The 15,281-nt window shown below is 71.8% G+C and carries 10 protein-coding genes; 7 read left to right on the top strand and 3 right to left on the bottom strand.

Features of this window, described 5'->3' with window-relative positions:
- Window positions 1-860: 860 nt before the first annotated feature.
- The gene (locus tag QSK21_RS35030) at window positions 861-2,006 is read left to right on the top strand and encodes an FKBP-type peptidyl-prolyl cis-trans isomerase (RefSeq protein ID WP_285702054.1); all 1,146 of its coding nucleotides are present in this window, start codon (window positions 861-863) and stop codon (window positions 2,004-2,006) included.
- 345 nt (window positions 2,007-2,351) lie between these two features.
- Complete coding sequence (locus QSK21_RS35025) at window positions 2,352-4,910, top strand: transglycosylase domain-containing protein (RefSeq protein WP_285702052.1); 2,559 nt, start codon at window positions 2,352-2,354, stop codon at window positions 4,908-4,910.
- A 94-nt stretch (window positions 4,911-5,004) separates the two neighbouring features.
- Here QSK21_RS35025 and QSK21_RS35020 read toward each other — a convergent pair whose 3' ends face one another.
- Window positions 5,005-5,385, bottom strand: coding sequence for a DUF8711 family protein (locus tag QSK21_RS35020; RefSeq protein ID WP_285702050.1), 381 nt, complete (start codon window positions 5,383-5,385; stop codon window positions 5,005-5,007).
- Between the two features lie 34 nt (window positions 5,386-5,419).
- On the opposite strand from QSK21_RS35020, the gene QSK21_RS35015 reads away from it, so the two are divergent.
- From QSK21_RS35015 to QSK21_RS35000, 4 genes are all read left to right on the top strand, one after another.
- Window positions 5,420-5,731, top strand: coding sequence for an aminotransferase class V-fold PLP-dependent enzyme (locus QSK21_RS35015; protein ID WP_285702049.1), 312 nt, complete (start codon window positions 5,420-5,422; stop codon window positions 5,729-5,731).
- A 130-nt stretch (window positions 5,732-5,861) separates the two neighbouring features.
- Entirely contained in the window at window positions 5,862-8,927 is a 3,066-nt protein-coding gene (locus QSK21_RS35010) for an SseB family protein (protein ID WP_285702048.1), read from the top strand.
- A complete protein-coding gene (locus QSK21_RS35005) occupies window positions 8,924-9,292 on the top strand; it encodes a UCP033725 family protein (RefSeq protein ID WP_285702047.1) in 369 nt (122 codons plus the stop codon). The genes QSK21_RS35010 and QSK21_RS35005 overlap by 4 nt, the downstream gene beginning before the upstream one ends.
- A gap of 134 nt (window positions 9,293-9,426) precedes the next feature.
- Window positions 9,427-10,380, top strand: a complete 954-nt coding sequence (locus QSK21_RS35000; protein ID WP_285702046.1) for a hypothetical protein — start codon at window positions 9,427-9,429, stop codon at window positions 10,378-10,380.
- A 9-nt stretch (window positions 10,381-10,389) separates the two neighbouring features.
- Here the strand turns inward: QSK21_RS35000 and QSK21_RS34995 are convergent, their stop codons facing one another.
- Window positions 10,390-11,208, bottom strand: coding sequence for a TrmH family RNA methyltransferase (locus tag QSK21_RS34995; RefSeq protein ID WP_285702045.1), 819 nt, complete (start codon window positions 11,206-11,208; stop codon window positions 10,390-10,392).
- Between the two features lie 59 nt (window positions 11,209-11,267).
- Entirely contained in the window at window positions 11,268-12,182 is a 915-nt protein-coding gene (locus QSK21_RS34990) for an endonuclease/exonuclease/phosphatase family protein (RefSeq protein ID WP_285702043.1), read from the bottom strand.
- Between the two features lie 338 nt (window positions 12,183-12,520).
- Here QSK21_RS34990 and QSK21_RS34985 point away from each other — a divergent pair, with 338 nt between their 5' ends.
- Window positions 12,521-15,022, top strand: a complete 2,502-nt coding sequence (locus QSK21_RS34985; protein WP_285702041.1) for a substrate-binding domain-containing protein — start codon at window positions 12,521-12,523, stop codon at window positions 15,020-15,022.
- Window positions 15,023-15,281: the final 259 nt, after the last annotated feature.

Genomic DNA, 15,281 nt, shown 5'->3' with positions numbered 1-15,281 from the left:
GCCAAGCTGGACCACGCGGGAAGGGCGACCACGTGTCGGCCCTTCGAGGTCTGACCTGAACCGCCGCTCAGACGGCCTTGTCGGCGCCCTTCCCGCCCCAACCACGCCTTATTCAGTGGGCTCCTAGGCGAGGATGGGTGGCAAGGGCCGTCTGGCCCGGACCCGCCGCAGCGGCGTCCACGACACGGCCCGCGCCAGGGGCGAACCGGTCGCGAAGTTGGTGCGGTCCGCGCCGGGCACGCCCTCCCCTCCCGGGCGCGAGGCGAGCACGGCCCGGGCCGGGCGGTGGCGGCATGGCCCGAGGGAGCGATGGCCGTCCCCTCGACGCGGCGCGCCGGCTCCCGCGTGAACAGGACGTTCATGAGCTTGGTGGTGCCGTAGGCGGCTGGAGGTGGTGATCACCGTACCGGCGCGCCCCGGGCAGGCTCGCGCAGCCGTGGCCCCCAACCGCGAGGCCCTGTACCAAGCCCTGTACGAGGCCGCGTTCACTGCCCCAAGACGGCGGCCGTCCAGGCCCTGCTGGTCGTCGAGGAGGCCAGCACTGCGGTCACCGCTATTTTCCTGTACGGCGTGATGGCCGAGCCGTCCTGAGCGCGTGGAGCCCGCGGGCGGCGCGGCGGAGCCGGATGTGCGAGGCGGGGTGACAGATCGGGCCCGGCTCCACCAGACTGGCTGCCGGTGAGCGCCGCGAGACCGCCGGCGGCCCGCACGGCTCGCGCCGTGGCGGACGCCGAACCCTCCCGGGACCGGTAGATTGCGGTTCTGGTCCGCTTTGCCGCGCTTTCACATCCGCCTTAGGTCCGCGGTGGCAGGGTGTGACGCGCGTGGTGTGTCGTCGAGCCCGGAGCGAGTGAGGAAACATGTCCGAGGATGACAAGCCCCGGGGTGAGCGTACGGTCAAGGCCAAGCCCACGGCCAAGCTGCCGAACGCGAGGAACATCCGGAGCCCGGAGTTCACCCCGCACGGGATCAGCGGAGGGAACCGCAGCCGCGGCCCGCGCCCGTCGGGCAAGACCGCCGCGCAGGCCAAGAGGCAGCGGCGCATAGGGATCGCGCTCTCCGTGGTCGCGGTGCTGGCGATCAGCGCCGGTGTCACCTACATCGCGACGCGTCCGGGCCCCGCGATCGCCGCCACCGGCGCGCTGGGCAAGGCGCCGAAGGTCAGCATCCCCAAGGACCTCGTCCCCTCCGGCGGCCTCAAGGTCACCCCGGTGATCAAGGGCAACGGGCACAGGCTCGCCAACGGCGACACCGCGATGGTGAAGTTCGTGTTCTACCAGTGGGCCAAGAGCACCGACATCAAGAAGCCGAACGAGAGCACCAACAAGAAGATCAGCTCGTCCTGGGAGCGCCCCGCGGGAGAGCAGGTACTGCCGATGACCGTCGGCAAGACCGAGCTCAAGGGCCTGGACAAGGGCCTGGTCGGGCAGACCACGGGCAGCCGGGTGATCGTGCAGATCCCGCCGTCCGAGGGCTTCGGCCAGTCGGGACAGCAGATGGGGCTGTCCGGCACGGACTGGGTCGTGTTCGTGGTCGACGTGCTGGCCTCCTACCCCAAGGGCGCGCAGGCGCAGGGGACGCCGAAGAAGCTCGACAAGGACCTGCCCGCCGTCGGCGCCATGGAGGCCGGCAAGGGGCCGAAGATCACCATCCCCGAGGCGGACCCGCCCAAGGAGCTGAAGGCCGAGACCGTCATCGAGGGCACCGGCGCCACCACCACCAAGAACGACACCGTGGTCGTCAACTACCGTGGCGTGCTCTGGCGGGACGGCAAGCAGTTCGACTCCAGCTACGAGCGCGGCCAGCTCTCCTCGTTCCCGCTCAACACCACCGAGGGCGCCACCGGGTTCTTCAAGGGCCTCCAGGGCAAGAAGGTCGGCAGCCGCGTCCTGCTCGTCCTGCCGCCGAAGGACGGGTACGGCAAGGAGGGCAACCCCCAGGCCGGCATCAAGGGCACCGACACCCTGGTCTTCGTGGTGGACATCCTCGGCATCATGCCCAAGTGACCGTTCTCACCTAGCGCCGGTCCCACCGGCGCCGGACGGCGGGGCATCCGATTCGGATGGCCCGCCGTTCGCCTTTCCGGGATCCCGTTCACGCCGGGAAAAAGGAAAGACAACCGCCGAGGCCCCCCGTTCGTCCTTACTGAAGGGAGCACTGTGCCATGAGTCCCGACGCGCCGCCACCGTCGCCGCCCTCGGGTATCGTCGGTGCCACGAAGCAGTCGCGGGGGTCTTGTGAGCAGCAGCGATGAGAGCCCGACCGCGGGCCGCGCGGGAGAGGACTCCGCCCCGGGCCCGAGCATAAGCCGACAATCCCACCGATCCGAGAATGACGACATCGCCGCGAACATGAATGAGAACGGCGTCCCCAGCGACACCGAGACGGACCTCGAAACCGATTCCGAGAACGACTCCGATGGCGACTCGCGGAACGACCCCGAGCCCACCCCCGAGACCGTCCCCGAACCCGATGCCCCGGACGGTGCCGAGACCCCCGGCGACGCGCCCGGCGTCACGCTCGACGACTCCGGGTCCAGCGCGGAGAGCGATCCGTTGAGCGGCACCGTCTACGGCGACGACGCCTTCGGTGAGCCCTCCGGCACGGACGCCGTGCCCGCCGAGCCCGACGAGCCCAAGGACGAGGCCGAGGTCCCCGACGCGGACGCGACGCGGCGTGACCTGGTCGTGCCCCCGGCCCCCGTCACGCCGCCCGTCACGCCCCCCAAGATCGTTCCGCCCGTTCCGGACGAGGCCGAGGAGCCCGCCCCGGCGGCAGCGGGAGCAGGCTCGCGGCGTCCGCCCGGGAGGCGGCGGGGCAGGGCGGCCCGGTACGGGCGGCGGGCGCTGTTGGGCCTGCTGGCGTTCATCGGGCTCTGCGTGGCGGCGTTCGGGGTGGCCTACCTCATGACGCCCGTCCCGTCCCCGCAGGAGGAGGCGCTCGCGCAGGGGCCGACCTTCTACTACTCCGACGGCAGGACGGTGATCGCCAAGACCGGGGTCAACCGCGACGCGGTCCCGATCGACGAGATACCGAAGGGCGTGCGGGACGCGGTGATCGCGGCCGAGAACCGCAGCTTCTACCGCGACCCCGGTGTGTCGGTACGCGGCACCACCCGGGCGCTGTGGTCCACCCTGACGGGCGAGCAGCTCCAGGGCGGCTCCACCATCACCCAGCAGATGGTCCGCAACTACTACGGCGGCATCGGCAAGGAGCGCTCGGTCGACCGCAAGCTCAAGGAGATCATGGTCGCCCTGAAGGTGGGCCGGGAGAAGGACAAGGACTGGATCCTTGAGCAGTACCTCAACACGATCTTCTTCGGCCGGGACGCCTACGGCGTGCAGGCCGCCGCACGGGCCTACTACGGCAAGGACGTCAAGGAGCTGACCGCGCGCGAGGGCGCCTACCTGGCGGCGGCGATCCAGCAGCCCAGCAGGTTCGCCGACCCGACCGGGCCGAACCGCGCCATGGCCGAGCAGCGCTGGCGGGCGGTGCTGGCCAACATGGTCAAGGACGGCGCGATCAGCCAGGCCGAGGCGTCCGCGATGACGTTCCCCATGCCGGCCAAACAGAAGATCACCAACATCCTCAAGGGCCAGAAGGGCTACATGGTCAATGTGGCCAAGAAGGAGCTGATCGAGCGCCGCGGCTACAGCGAGGACGAGATCAACCGGTCCGGGTTGAAGATCACCACGACCTTCGACAAGCGGCTGATGGACGCCGCGCGGAAGGCGGTGCTCGCCAACTCCCCGGACGGGATGAGCAAGAGGATCCGCACCGGGCTGGTGTCGGTGGACCCGAAGACCGGCCAGGTGCTGGCCTTCTACGGCGGCCGTGACTACCTCACCGAGGCGCTGAGCAGCTCGTTCGGCGACTGGGCGCAGGCGGGGTCCGGGTTCAAGCCGATCGTGCTGGCCGCCGCGCTGGACGACGGGATGAAGCTGTACGACTCGGTGGACGGCTCGTCCCCGCAGTACTACAACGGCGCGCGGGTGGAGAACGACGGCGGCCGCAGCTACGGCTACGTCAGCCTGGTCGAGGCGACCCGTAACTCGGTCAACACCGCCTATGTCAACATCGGCCGCGAGATCGGGCTGGACAAGGTGACGAGGATGGCCGAGAAGATGGGCATCCCCGAGAGCCAGCTCACCGCCAACGGCGCCAACACCGCGCCGACGTTCCCGCTGGGCGTCATCTCGATCCACCCGGTGCAGCAGGCGGGGGTGTACGCGACGTTCGCCGCCGAGGGCGAGTACCACACCCCGTACGTGGTCAAGTCGGTCACCAACAACGACGACCACAGGCGCACGTTCAGCGAGCCGGGCAAGCGCGCGTTCAGCCAGGAGGTGGCCCGGGACGCCACGTACGCGATGGAGCAGGTGGTCAGGTCCGGCACGGGAACGGCGGCGCGGCTTCCCGACGGGCGCGATGTGGCGGGCAAGACCGGCACCACCGACCAGGGCCGCGCGATCTGGTTCAACGGGTTCGTCCCGCAGCTCGCCACGAGCGTGTCCATGTTCCGCAGCGACAGCAAGCCGCTGAGGATCCCCGGGTACGGGGTGTACGGCGGTGTCCTCCCGGCGCGGATCTGGCACGACTACATGACCGAGGTCGTGAACATCAAGGGCTACCCGCCCGAGTCGTTCGGCGCGCCCTCGGCGAACACCGGCGGCGACTACTTCGGGCGGCCGTCCGACACCCCGGGTGACGAGCGTCCCGACGAGCTGAACCCGACGCGCCCGCCGGACTCGGAGGAGCCGGAGGAGCCTTCGGGCCCGCCCACCGAAGAGGACCCCGGTCTGCCCCTCCCGACCCCCGGCAGGCCGGACGATCCGGATGACGGCGGTGGCGGAGACGACGAGCCCGGAGGTGTGGACCGGCCGGGCGGCCCCCGTCCCAACGTCTTCTGACGGTCGACGCCGCCTCCCGCGTTCCGCGCGCGGGGGGCGGCGTCGTTCTGCTCGAACGGCCCCTCCTTCGCGGACGTGCCGGGCGGGGTGCCCGTCAGTCGCAGGCGCCGCCGATGCGGTCGGGCGTGGCGGCGATGACGCTGTCGAGCTGGGCGGCGTCGCCGGTGCCGAGGGCGTTGGCGGCGGCGCGAAGGTAATCGGCCTCGGACTTGAGCGCCTTCTTCAGGTCCTCGTCCTCGGCCGTGCGCGACAACCCCTCCACGCGCGCCGCGAGCTGCTCGGTGGACTTCTTCCACTGTGCCGGATCGTTCGCGGAGACGGTCTTGACCTGCGTCATGTACTGCTGGAACGCCGCCTTGGCGCCGGCGCAGACCTCGTCGGTGTTGCCGCCCAGCAGCCCGCACCCGCCCAGCAGCCCGGACGCGCCGAGCAGCACCGCTCCCCCGGCCAGTGCCCGAACCGCCCTGTATCCCATCGCGTCCTCCGCTTCGTCCCCGTCCTACCGGCACATGCTCCCGCAACCACGGCTCAGCGCGCACCCCGGCGCGGCCGTTCAGCCCAGTGGCCGGTCAGAGGGGCCAGGACGGCGAGGGATCGTGTCGTTCTCGGTGGACGGCTGGAACGCTCGGGACGTGGCCCTTAGGCTGTCGGAGGTCCATGGCATCGGCGTCCGGGATGGGATGGTCTGTGCCCGTCCTCTGGTGCGGCACCTGCTCAACGGCGAGCGTCGGCATCGGTACGGCCGAGGCGCTTGTCGATCGGCTCGTGGACGCCCTCGCCCACGACATCACTGGGAACTTTCGGCCTGTTCGTCCATGTAGCGTAAGGCGGGTCCGTAACTTGCGCGTCAAGAGCCCGGCCGCCGGGCACGGGGCGGGCAGGATTGTGCCCGGCCGGGTCCGGCGGGGCGGATGCAGGTGACGCGCATGCCAGCGCGGGAGGAAACAGGGGGTGGCGACCGTGGCCGACGCGTGGCGGCCCACGTCGGAACTCGAGCGCCGGCTGCATGAGACGGTGCGGAGCGGTGACCAGGAGGGGTACTTCCGCCTGCTCGCGCAAAGCGAGCTGGTCATCCCCGTGCCGCCGGACCGGATCGACGACGTGCTCGCGGACCGGGACAAGCCGACCTGGCCCGTCCAGGAAGAGGACGGCCGCACGCACGTGCTGGCCTACACCTCGGCGGCGGCGATGCGGGAATGCCTGGGGCCCGCGTACCGGCACTTCCTGCGGCTGAGGTTCACCGACCTCGCCCAGACCTGGCCGGACGCCCGGTGGTGGCTCGCGGTGGACGTTCCCGCGCGCGGGGCGGACGAGGTGGTGCTGCCGATCGAGGCGCGCATGCCCGCCTGGTTCATCAAGCAGGTCGTCGAGGGCGACACCGGTCTTCCCAAGGCGGGCCGTGACACCCCCACCTCGCTCCCGTCGTCAACGCCCGTGCCCCCGCCACCGGCGCCCACACCCGTAGCGGACGCGCCCGCGCCGGACGGCGCCATCGTGCAGGAGACCCCTGCGCCTTCCCCTGCGGTGGCCGACGCACCCCCGCTGGACGCAACCGCCCCGCAGGCCCCCGCCCCGGAAGCCCCGGCCTCGCAGGCCCCGGCCGCGGAGACCCACGCTCCGGACTCCCCCGTGCCGGAGCCTTCGCCGTTGCCCGAGGGCGGCATGGCGCCGGGCCTGAGCGAGGAGACCGCGGCGCCGCAGCCCGATGCCGCCGATGTCACGCGCCTGGACAACCCCGTCGTCCCCGACGTTCCCCCGGCCGGGGCCGAGCCCGCCGCGGACGCGGAGGCGCGCGACGACCAGGCGCAATGGGAGGAGCTTCAGGGCCAGCACCGGGAACTGCCGCGTGAGGAGCAGCGGCGTTCGGAGTTCCAGCCCGCCAACGACGTCGAACGGGACCTCTTCCGCGCGGCCACCACCAACGACCACGACCTCTTCCTACAGTCGCTGGCCGACGCCGAGGTGCTGCTGCCCGTCCCCGAGGACCTGGACTATCTGTCGCGGCCCGGCCGTCCCGGTTTCCCCTGGTCCACCAGGGAGGTCGACGGGACGAGCGTGATCCCGGTGTTCACCTCGCGGGAGCGCCTGGTGGAGGCGGCGCGGTCCGCCGGAACGGGCACCGACTCCCTCGCGCTGCCGTTCACCGTGGTGCTGCGCTACTGGCCCGACCGCAGCCGCCCGCTGGCGGTCAACCCCGGCTCCCCCGCCGGCGGCACGATCCTGGCCGAGCAGCTCTCCGGCCTGGCCACCTGGGCGGACCAGCGCGCGGCCCGGCGCATGTCCGAGGGGTTCGAGCCGCAGAACGACGTGGAGCGGCGGCTGTTCGACGCGGCGCTGCGGCGCGACACCGACGGCTTCTTCAAGGTGCTGCTGGGCGCCCAGGTCCTGGTCCCGGCCGACCCGGAGACGCCGTGGGGCATCGCCCCGGACGACCCCGCGTTCCCGTGGCGGCCCGTCCCGGTGCACGGCGCCGTCTCGATCCAGGTGTTCACCTCGCTGAAGTGGATGAACGAGGCGATCGGGTCGTCGCGGTTCGTGATGCCGACCCTGCTGGAGATCGTGAACGCGTGGCCGGACACCGAATGGACGCTCATCCTCAACCCGGGCACGCCCATCGACGCGACACTGCCCGGCGAGCGGGTCCGCGCGCTCAGCGGCCCGTCGCACTCCGGCACCGGCGACTCCGCACCGGCGGCGCCCGCCCCCGAGCCTCCGGCTCGGCCAGTGGAGACCGGGCCGCCCGCCGAACCGGAACCTGTTCATGCCGGTGAGCCCGAGACGATCCCGTCGGCGGCTCCCGCGTCCGCGCCCCCGGCCCCGGCGGCTTCAGCGGACGAGGCGGCCGACACCCGTCCCTCGCCCCCGGAAACCGAGTTCGAGCCGGGCAACCGGATCGACCAGGAGTTGTACGAGGCGGCGCTGGCCGGCGACTCCGACGCGTTCCTGCGGGTGCTGCTCGGCGCCAACGTGCTGGTGCCCATCCCCGCGGACGCGCCGCTGGAGGTCACGCCCATCCAGCGCGAGTTCCGCTGGGAGGCGGCGCTGCGCGGCCCCTCCGCCGTCCAGGTCTTCACCTCCCTGGTACGGCTCCAGGAGGTGCTGCCCGAGTCGCGGTTCGTGTACGCGGACTTCCGCGAGCTCATCGGGGCGTGGCCCGACCCGGAATGGGACATGCTTCTCAACCCCGGCACCCGGATCGGCGCGTCCCTCCGGGGCGACCAGGTGCGGGCGCTCAGCGAATGGGCGGTCCGTGTCGGCCTGGTGCAGCCGCGTCCCGAAGTGCCCACGCCGCCCCCGTCCCAGCAGCAGCCCGACGCGACCGTGGCGGACCTGCCCCCGGTCCCCGCCGCCGAACCGGCCACCGCGCAGGACGTCGTGGCCGCGCCTTCGCCCGGCGGGCCGCATGCGGCACAGGCCGAGGAGCCCGCCCCCGCGCGAGCCCCGGTTCCAGCGCCCGACCCGGAGGCCGAACGGTCCCCTCAGCCCACGATCATGCAGAAGGTGGTGCCGCACCACCATGTCGAGTGGTACCTGCAACAGGGCTACGACCGGGTCGGCGGCTTCGTCCACCCGACCTCCGACGTCGCCGAGTTGCAGACGCCGCTGCAACTGTACGAGACGCTCGGCCTGCTGTACGACGACTCGCCGTTCCGCCCGGACGACCAGGGGGTGCATGTGATCCGCTGGCCCGCGTACTGCCCGGACCTCTACCGCATCCCGTTCGGCGGGCAGACCGAGGAGGAGCTGGCGGCCTGGGGCGACGCGGGCTGGGTGGTCGAGCGCCCGCCGTTCCTCGGCGGCGGGTTCGCGCCCGGCAGTGCCGGGTCGATCCGCGAGTACAAGGTGGACAGCGTGCGGCTGCCCTACGGCGCCGAGATGTACCACCTCGGCGCCGACGGGTCGGAACGCTTCGTCGCGATGTACGACCCCGACCGGCTGGCCTGGCTGCGTCCGCAGAACGACACCGCGTCCCAACCGGACGGGTGGGACGGCCAAGGGCAAGGAGCCGCGCGATGATCCGCGACGGCTATGTGGCACGCTGGCTCGGCCGCGAGTTCGAAGCCTCACCGGGGGCCGACGGAGAGGTGCGGCTCTACGCGCCGGAGCCGACCGACGGCTTCGAGGAGATGCGTCCCGGACGGTTCCGCCGCGTCGTCCCGTTCTTCGAGGTCGAGGAGCTCCGTTACGTCCGTACGACGTGCGTGTGGCGGGGCGAGCGGTTCGTCGTCGTCGGGGAGCACGACGGCTGGCTGCGGGTCGAGTACACCGGCGGCCGCGCGCCCGTCGCCGAGGGCCTCGGCCTGGACAGGGTCGACCACGGAGTGTGGCAGGCATGGGCCCCGCGCACGGAGATCCAGGATCTTCAGGAGGACTTCAGCTGATCACATAAAGAAGCGCCCGTGGTGTTGCTTTGTCGCATAGTTCCGTGTTGGCATGATGGCTGCGACATTCGGGGGCGCAGGCATGCCCTCGACGGTCAGCGGCGACGCGTAGGCGCGACGGAGGTGCTGGGGCTGTGCTTCACCGATCGGCAGGGAAACCGATCCTGATCGGCCTCGGCGCTGCGGCGATCCTCGCGGCCGGAGCGGTCCCCGTCCTGGCGGCCCCGCCGCAGCCGCCGGGCCTGCCCGCCGAGCTCAGCACGGACGGGAAGGCCATCACGGTCCCGTCCACCCTTGAGCGGCTCTCCGAGGAGGCGGGGTTCACGGGCGTGACCGTCAAGGCGACCATCGGCGACGCGCCGGCGACGCTGGACACGACCTGCCCGGGAGGCGCGACGCCCGCCGATGACGTCTGCGACCTCGGAGCGGTCCAGGACGCGACCGCCACGATCTCCTACCGGATCGCGCTGACCGGCGACATCGCCAAGGACACGGTCGTCACCCTCACGGTCACCGCGACCTTTACCCCCGAGGAAGGCGAGCCGGAGACCACCGAGCCGCGCACGACGAAGATCACCTTCCAGGCGCCCGACCCCGAACCGACCCCGACACCCACGAAGCCGACTCCGACACCCACGAAGCCGTCCCCGACGCCCACCGACGAAGGCACGGACGACGAGGACGACGACGACAGCGACTCGTCGAGCTCCGACTCGGAGTCCGGGTCGAGCGGCGGCTCGTCGTACACGCCGCCGGTGCCGAACGCGACGTTCGGGGGTGCGCAGAGTCCGCGGATCGCGTTGCCGCCGCCGCTCGCCCCGCCGAGCCCGTCGGTGGCACCGCAGTCGGCGCCGGTGCCGCAGAGCAGGCTGCAGAACAACAAGGCCCCGGTCGCCCAGGACCTGACCTTCGAGCGGATGGCCAGCACCCAGGTGGCGTGGCTGGCGGCGCTGCTGGTCGCGTTCTCGGTGCTGCTCACGCAGCTTCGGCTCGGAGGCAGGCGCGGCGCGCCCGGGCGGGCGTACGCGACGTCCAGGCGTCCGGTGGGCGCGCACCGCCGCCCGCGCCGCGGGCTGTTCGGCGAGTGATCGCCGACCTCACACCGCGCGCATGAGGCTGTGACAGGCGATCGCGGCGGCGGCCACCACGTTCAGGGAGTCGACGCCGTTCGCCATCGCGGCGGGGCTCATGGGAATGCGTACCGGCTCGTCCGACTGCCGCAGCCAGCGTGAGGAGAGGCCGTCGCCCTCCGTGCCCAGCATGAGGGCGACCCTGTCGCCGAGCGGTGCCCTGTCGATGGGCGTGGCCGACGGGTCGGGGGTGAGGGCGAGCAGCTTGAACCCCGCGTCCCTGAGGATGGCCAGGTCGTCGTGCCAGTTGGTCATGCGCGCGTACGGGATCGCGAAGACCGCCCCCATCGACACCTTGACGGCGCGCCGGTACAGCGGGTCGGCGCAGCGCGGCGACAGAACGACGGCGTCGACGCCGAGCGCCGCCGCGCACCGGAAGATGGCCCCGACGTTCCCGTGGTCGACGAGGTCCTCCAGGACGAGGACGCGATGCGCCGCCGCGATGGTCTCGGCCACCGGCGGTACGGGAAGCCGTTCCATGGACGCGAGCGCCCCGCGGTGCACCGGGAAGCCCGCCACGGCCTCGACGGTGGGGTCGTCGGCCACGTACACCGGGGCGTCCACCGTGCCGAGCAGGTCGGCGAGGGGCTCCACCCAGCGCCGGGACATCAGGAACGAGCGGGCGGGGTAGCCCGCGCCGACGGCGCGCCGGATCACCTTCTCGCCTTCGGCGATGAACAGGCCGTGCTCGGTCTCCAGCCGTTTGCGGAGGGTCACATCCCGCAGGCCGAAGTAGTCCGCGAGCCGCGGATCGCCGGGATCGGAGAGGGGTACCAGCCTGGCCATCCCCTCATTCTGCCCACCCTGCCTGCCCACCCCTTGCCCACTCGGGCCGCGCCCGTCCGTCAAGGCAGGCGGATCACGGCGAGGACGGCACGGTGGTCGCTGCCCGGCATGTCGTGGACGCCGTACCCGGTCACGGCGCAGCGCTCGTCGACCAGCACGTGGTCGATGGTGATGGGCCTGCGGATGTCGCCGACGCCCCAGGTGGGGACGAGCCCGGCGCCCGTGCGGTCGGCGGCGTCGGCGTACCCGCGCCCGATCAGGCGCCGCAGGACGGCATGGTCGAGGGTGGCGTTGAAGTCCCCGGCCAGGATCTGGACCGGCCCGGAGGGTGTCGCGGAGGGCAGCCGGCCGATGTCGCGTTTCCATGACTCCTGGCCCTTCGCGGTGAGCGGCGGCAGCGGATGCACGGCGGTCACCTGGACCCGGCGGCCACCGGCGAGCGTGAGTTCGGCCCTCGGTGTGGCGGCGCGCGTGTCGGGGACGTCGGGCAGCTCGCGCAAGGGGTGGCGCGAATACAGGCCGGATCCGGACGCGTCCTCCCGCGTGTCCACGACCGCGTACGGCAGGAGCGTCCGGAGCCCGGCCGCCTCGTACCGCCGCACCGCCTCCTCCGGCAGTTCCTGGAGGCTGAGCACGTCCGCACGGGTGCGCCGGACAAGGTCGAGCAGTGCACCGGCGTCGGCCATGCCGTAGTAGAGGTTCATGCTGAGCACCCGCAGCGCGGGGCCGCGGGCGTCCGGCTGCCCGCCACCGATCGCACGCGGCGCCACAGACGCGACCAGTGCCAGCGCCACGGAGCCCGCCGCGACCGCCGCCCACCGCCTGCGCACGGCGAGCGCGGCGGCGAGGGGCACGGGCACGGTGGCCGCGACGTACGGTGTGAAGGCCAGCAGCGGCGCGGCGTAGGTCTCGATGACGGGGACGCGGTCGCCTCCGATCAGCCGTACCGCGGCCCAGGTCCCCCATACGGCCACGCCCGTCCAAGCCAGAACGGAACGCCAGTGGCCGTCGCTCCCTCGTTTCGCCCTTTCGGCCGCCGCCTGTGGTGCGAACGTGGTTACATCGCTCAAAGCGCCCCCTGGCGGCCGAAAGATCATCCCCTATCTGTAAGGACGCTCGGGCCGGAGGCGAGGTTTCGCGCCATCCGTGTGGCGGCGAACGCTGTCCGTGACGATAGCGACGTCATCGACCAAAGCTACGCATATGTACGGATGACCTGCGTCATCACCATAGATGATCCCTTTGTAACCTTCCGTTCGTACTACTACAGTGCCGGAGAGCATCGAGGGACACGGGTGAATCGAGGCCAGTCGTGAGCGGTCGTCATCGTAATGACATCCCGGAAGGGTCGCCGGGTGACAACGGGAACGACCCCGCCCACCCGGCCTTCGGCCCGGCCGACAACGATACGTCGGACTGGTTCAGCCCCCGGCAGAGAGCCGGCCAGGCGCCGCCCCCGCCCGCCCCGGAGGAGCCGCCCTATCGGGGCGCGGGCGCGGGAGGCGCGGGCGGCGGAGGGTACGGCGACCCGTCCGACCCGTCCGACACGGGCGGCTACAGGCTGAGGCGCCCGCCCAGTGGCTACGGCTCGGGAGGCCCGTCGCCGTCCGCGATGGGGGGCGCGTCGCCGCCCGCGGATTCCGGCGGGTACGGCCAGTACGAGTCGATCCGCAGCTCCGACGGCGGCCCGGCCGGCCCCTATGGGGGACGTGACTCGGGTGGCTACGGCGGCGGCTACGGCTCCGGTGCCCGCGGTTCCGCCTCAGGCGGATACGGCTCCGGCGGATACGGAAGCGGTGGATACGGCAGCGGCGGATATGGAAGCGGCGGTGGAGCGGCCGGCCTCGGCGGTTCAGGCTCGGGCGGGTCCGGCTCGGGCGGATACGGCAGTGGCGGCTCCCGCGGCTACGGCAGTGGCGGTTATGGCGGCAACGACTCCGGCGGGTACGGGCGCGGCGGCTCCGGCGGTTACGGAAGCGGCTCCGGCAGGGGCGGCTCCGGCCGATACGGCTCCGAGAGCGGCAGCGGGTCCGGCGACTACGGGTCGGGCGACTACGGCACCGGCGGATACAGGACGCGGCGCAAGCAGAAGCGCAGCAAGACCGCTCTGATCGGCCCGATGGCGGGCGCGGTCGGCCTGGCGCTCCTGCTCGGCGTCGGCGTGTACGCGTTCGCGGCCAACGGCGGCGGCTGCGCCGACGAGGACGCGATCACCCTGAACGTCGCCGCGGCGCCCGACATCCACCCGGCCGTCGTGAAGGCCGCGACCCGCTTCAACGAGGCCAGGAACGAGTCCGGCGGCACGTGCGTCCAGGCCAACGTGACCAGCGCCGAGCCCGCGTCCATCACGACGCTGCTGTCCGGCCAGGGCGTGGCGACCGGCGCCAACAAGCGCCCGGACGTGTGGATCCCCGACACCTCTCTCTGGACGTCCATCGTCAGCGCCTCGCCCAAGGGCAAGCAGTCCATCCAGACCACCAAGACCTCACTGGCCAGCAGCCCCATCGTGGTGGGCCTGCCGCAGACGCTGGCCGCCCAGCTCAAGCAGCAGGGCATCACCGCGACCCCGTCCTGGGACAACCTGCTCAAGGCGGCGGGCGGCACCGCGGGCGGCGGCGTCACCAAGAACCAGATGATCCCCGCCGGCTCGGTCCGGCTGCTGGTCCCCGACCCGGCGCGCAACGGCGCCGGCATGGGCGCGCTGATGGTCACCAACACGCTGCTCACCAACGACCCCAACCGCGAGGCCATCTTCACCGGGATCGTGCGCACCGTCAGGGAGAGCATGCTGCCCACGGTGAACGCGCAGTTCGCCCAGTTCCGCAAGGGCCGCACCGGCAAGCAGCCGATCTCGCTCTCCTCGGAGCAGGCGCTGTGGAACTACAACCGCAAGAGCCCGGCCGAGCCCGCGGTGGCGCTGTACCCGGTCGAGGGCACGCTGTCGATGGACTACCCGTTCACCGTCACCACCTCCGACTCCGCCAAGAAGGAGGCGGCCCGCGTCTTCGAGCGGGCGATGAACACCGAGGCGACGCGCAACGACGTGCGCGCCGAGGGCTTCCGCTCGCCCGACGGCAAGGCGCCGGACGGGTTCAACGCCGAGCTGGGCGTCAGCCCGTCCCGGCCGCGGCAGCTTCCGGTGCCCAAGGCGACCGAGGTCGCGGGCGTCATGCAGGCGTGGGCCAAGCTGACGCTGGGCCTGCGCATGCTGACACTGATCGACGTTTCCGGCTCCATGCTGGAGGAGGTCGCGCCGGGCACCAACCGGCTGCAGGCGATCGCGCAGGTGTCCCAGGGCGGGCTCAGCATGATGTCGGACGACACCGAGCTGGGGCAGTGGCTCTTCACCACGAACCTGGACGGGAACAAGGACTGGAAGGAGACCGTGTCGATGGGCCCGCTGGGCCAGCGCATCGGCTCGGTCACGCGCCGCCAGCTCGTGCTGTCCAACCTGCAGAAGATGCGTCCCGTGCCCACCGGCGACACCGGTCTGTACGACACCATGCTGGCCGCGTACAAGTACATGAACGACAGCTTCAAGCCCGAGTTCGGCAACTCGATCCTGCTGCTGACCGACGGCAAGAACGACGACCCCAACGGGCCGTCGCTGAAGGAGACGCTCTCCAGGCTGAAGCAGATGCGCGACCCCAACAAGCCGATCCAGGTCAACATGATCGGTTTCGGCCCCGGGGTGGACCGCAACGAGCTGGAGCAGATCGCCAGGGCCACCGGCGGCGCCACCGCGGTCGCCCAGACCCCGCAGGAGATCTCCAAGATCTTCCTGCAGATGCTCTCCCGCCGGATCCAGAACTGAGCGCCCCGGTTCCGCCGTCTGAGCTGCGCTTTCCTCCCATGAACCCCAGGGGCCACAAAAAACCGCGAATTCTCAGCCAACTCGTGTCAACCGGACCCGGACCTGGGCCGTCTTGCTTATGGAGGCCCGACGGGGAGCGGGGCCGTCGGGCCTCCGACCTGACCCCTGGCCGGTTCCATCCGAGTCCCGGGTCAGCGAGTCACTTTCGTCTTCCGTCCCGTGCCGAGGCCCTGCTCCTCGCACCGGCCGGGACGAGAGC

The organism is Actinomadura sp. NBRC 104412 (assembly GCF_030269515.1).
Classification (GTDB): domain Bacteria; phylum Actinomycetota; class Actinomycetes; order Streptosporangiales; family Streptosporangiaceae; genus Spirillospora.
Note: the sequence above shows the minus strand (reverse complement) of the source record. Positions and strands in the feature narration are given on the sequence as shown.

Excerpts from the sequence above, each read along its gene's own strand:
- QSK21_RS35015 (WP_285702049.1), top strand. The coding sequence starts at position 5,420 with ATGCTCCCGCAACCACGGCTCAGCGCGCACCCCGGCGCGGCCGTTCAG.
- QSK21_RS34995 (WP_285702045.1), bottom strand. The coding sequence starts at position 11,208 with ATGGCCAGGCTGGTACCCCTCTCCGATCCCGGCGATCCGCGGCTCGCG.
- QSK21_RS35025 (WP_285702052.1), top strand. The coding sequence starts at position 2,352 with ATGAATGAGAACGGCGTCCCCAGCGACACCGAGACGGACCTCGAAACC.
- QSK21_RS35030 (WP_285702054.1), top strand. The coding sequence starts at position 861 with ATGTCCGAGGATGACAAGCCCCGGGGTGAGCGTACGGTCAAGGCCAAG.
- QSK21_RS35020 (WP_285702050.1), bottom strand. The coding sequence starts at position 5,385 with ATGGGATACAGGGCGGTTCGGGCACTGGCCGGGGGAGCGGTGCTGCTC.
- QSK21_RS35005 (WP_285702047.1), top strand. The coding sequence starts at position 8,924 with ATGATCCGCGACGGCTATGTGGCACGCTGGCTCGGCCGCGAGTTCGAA.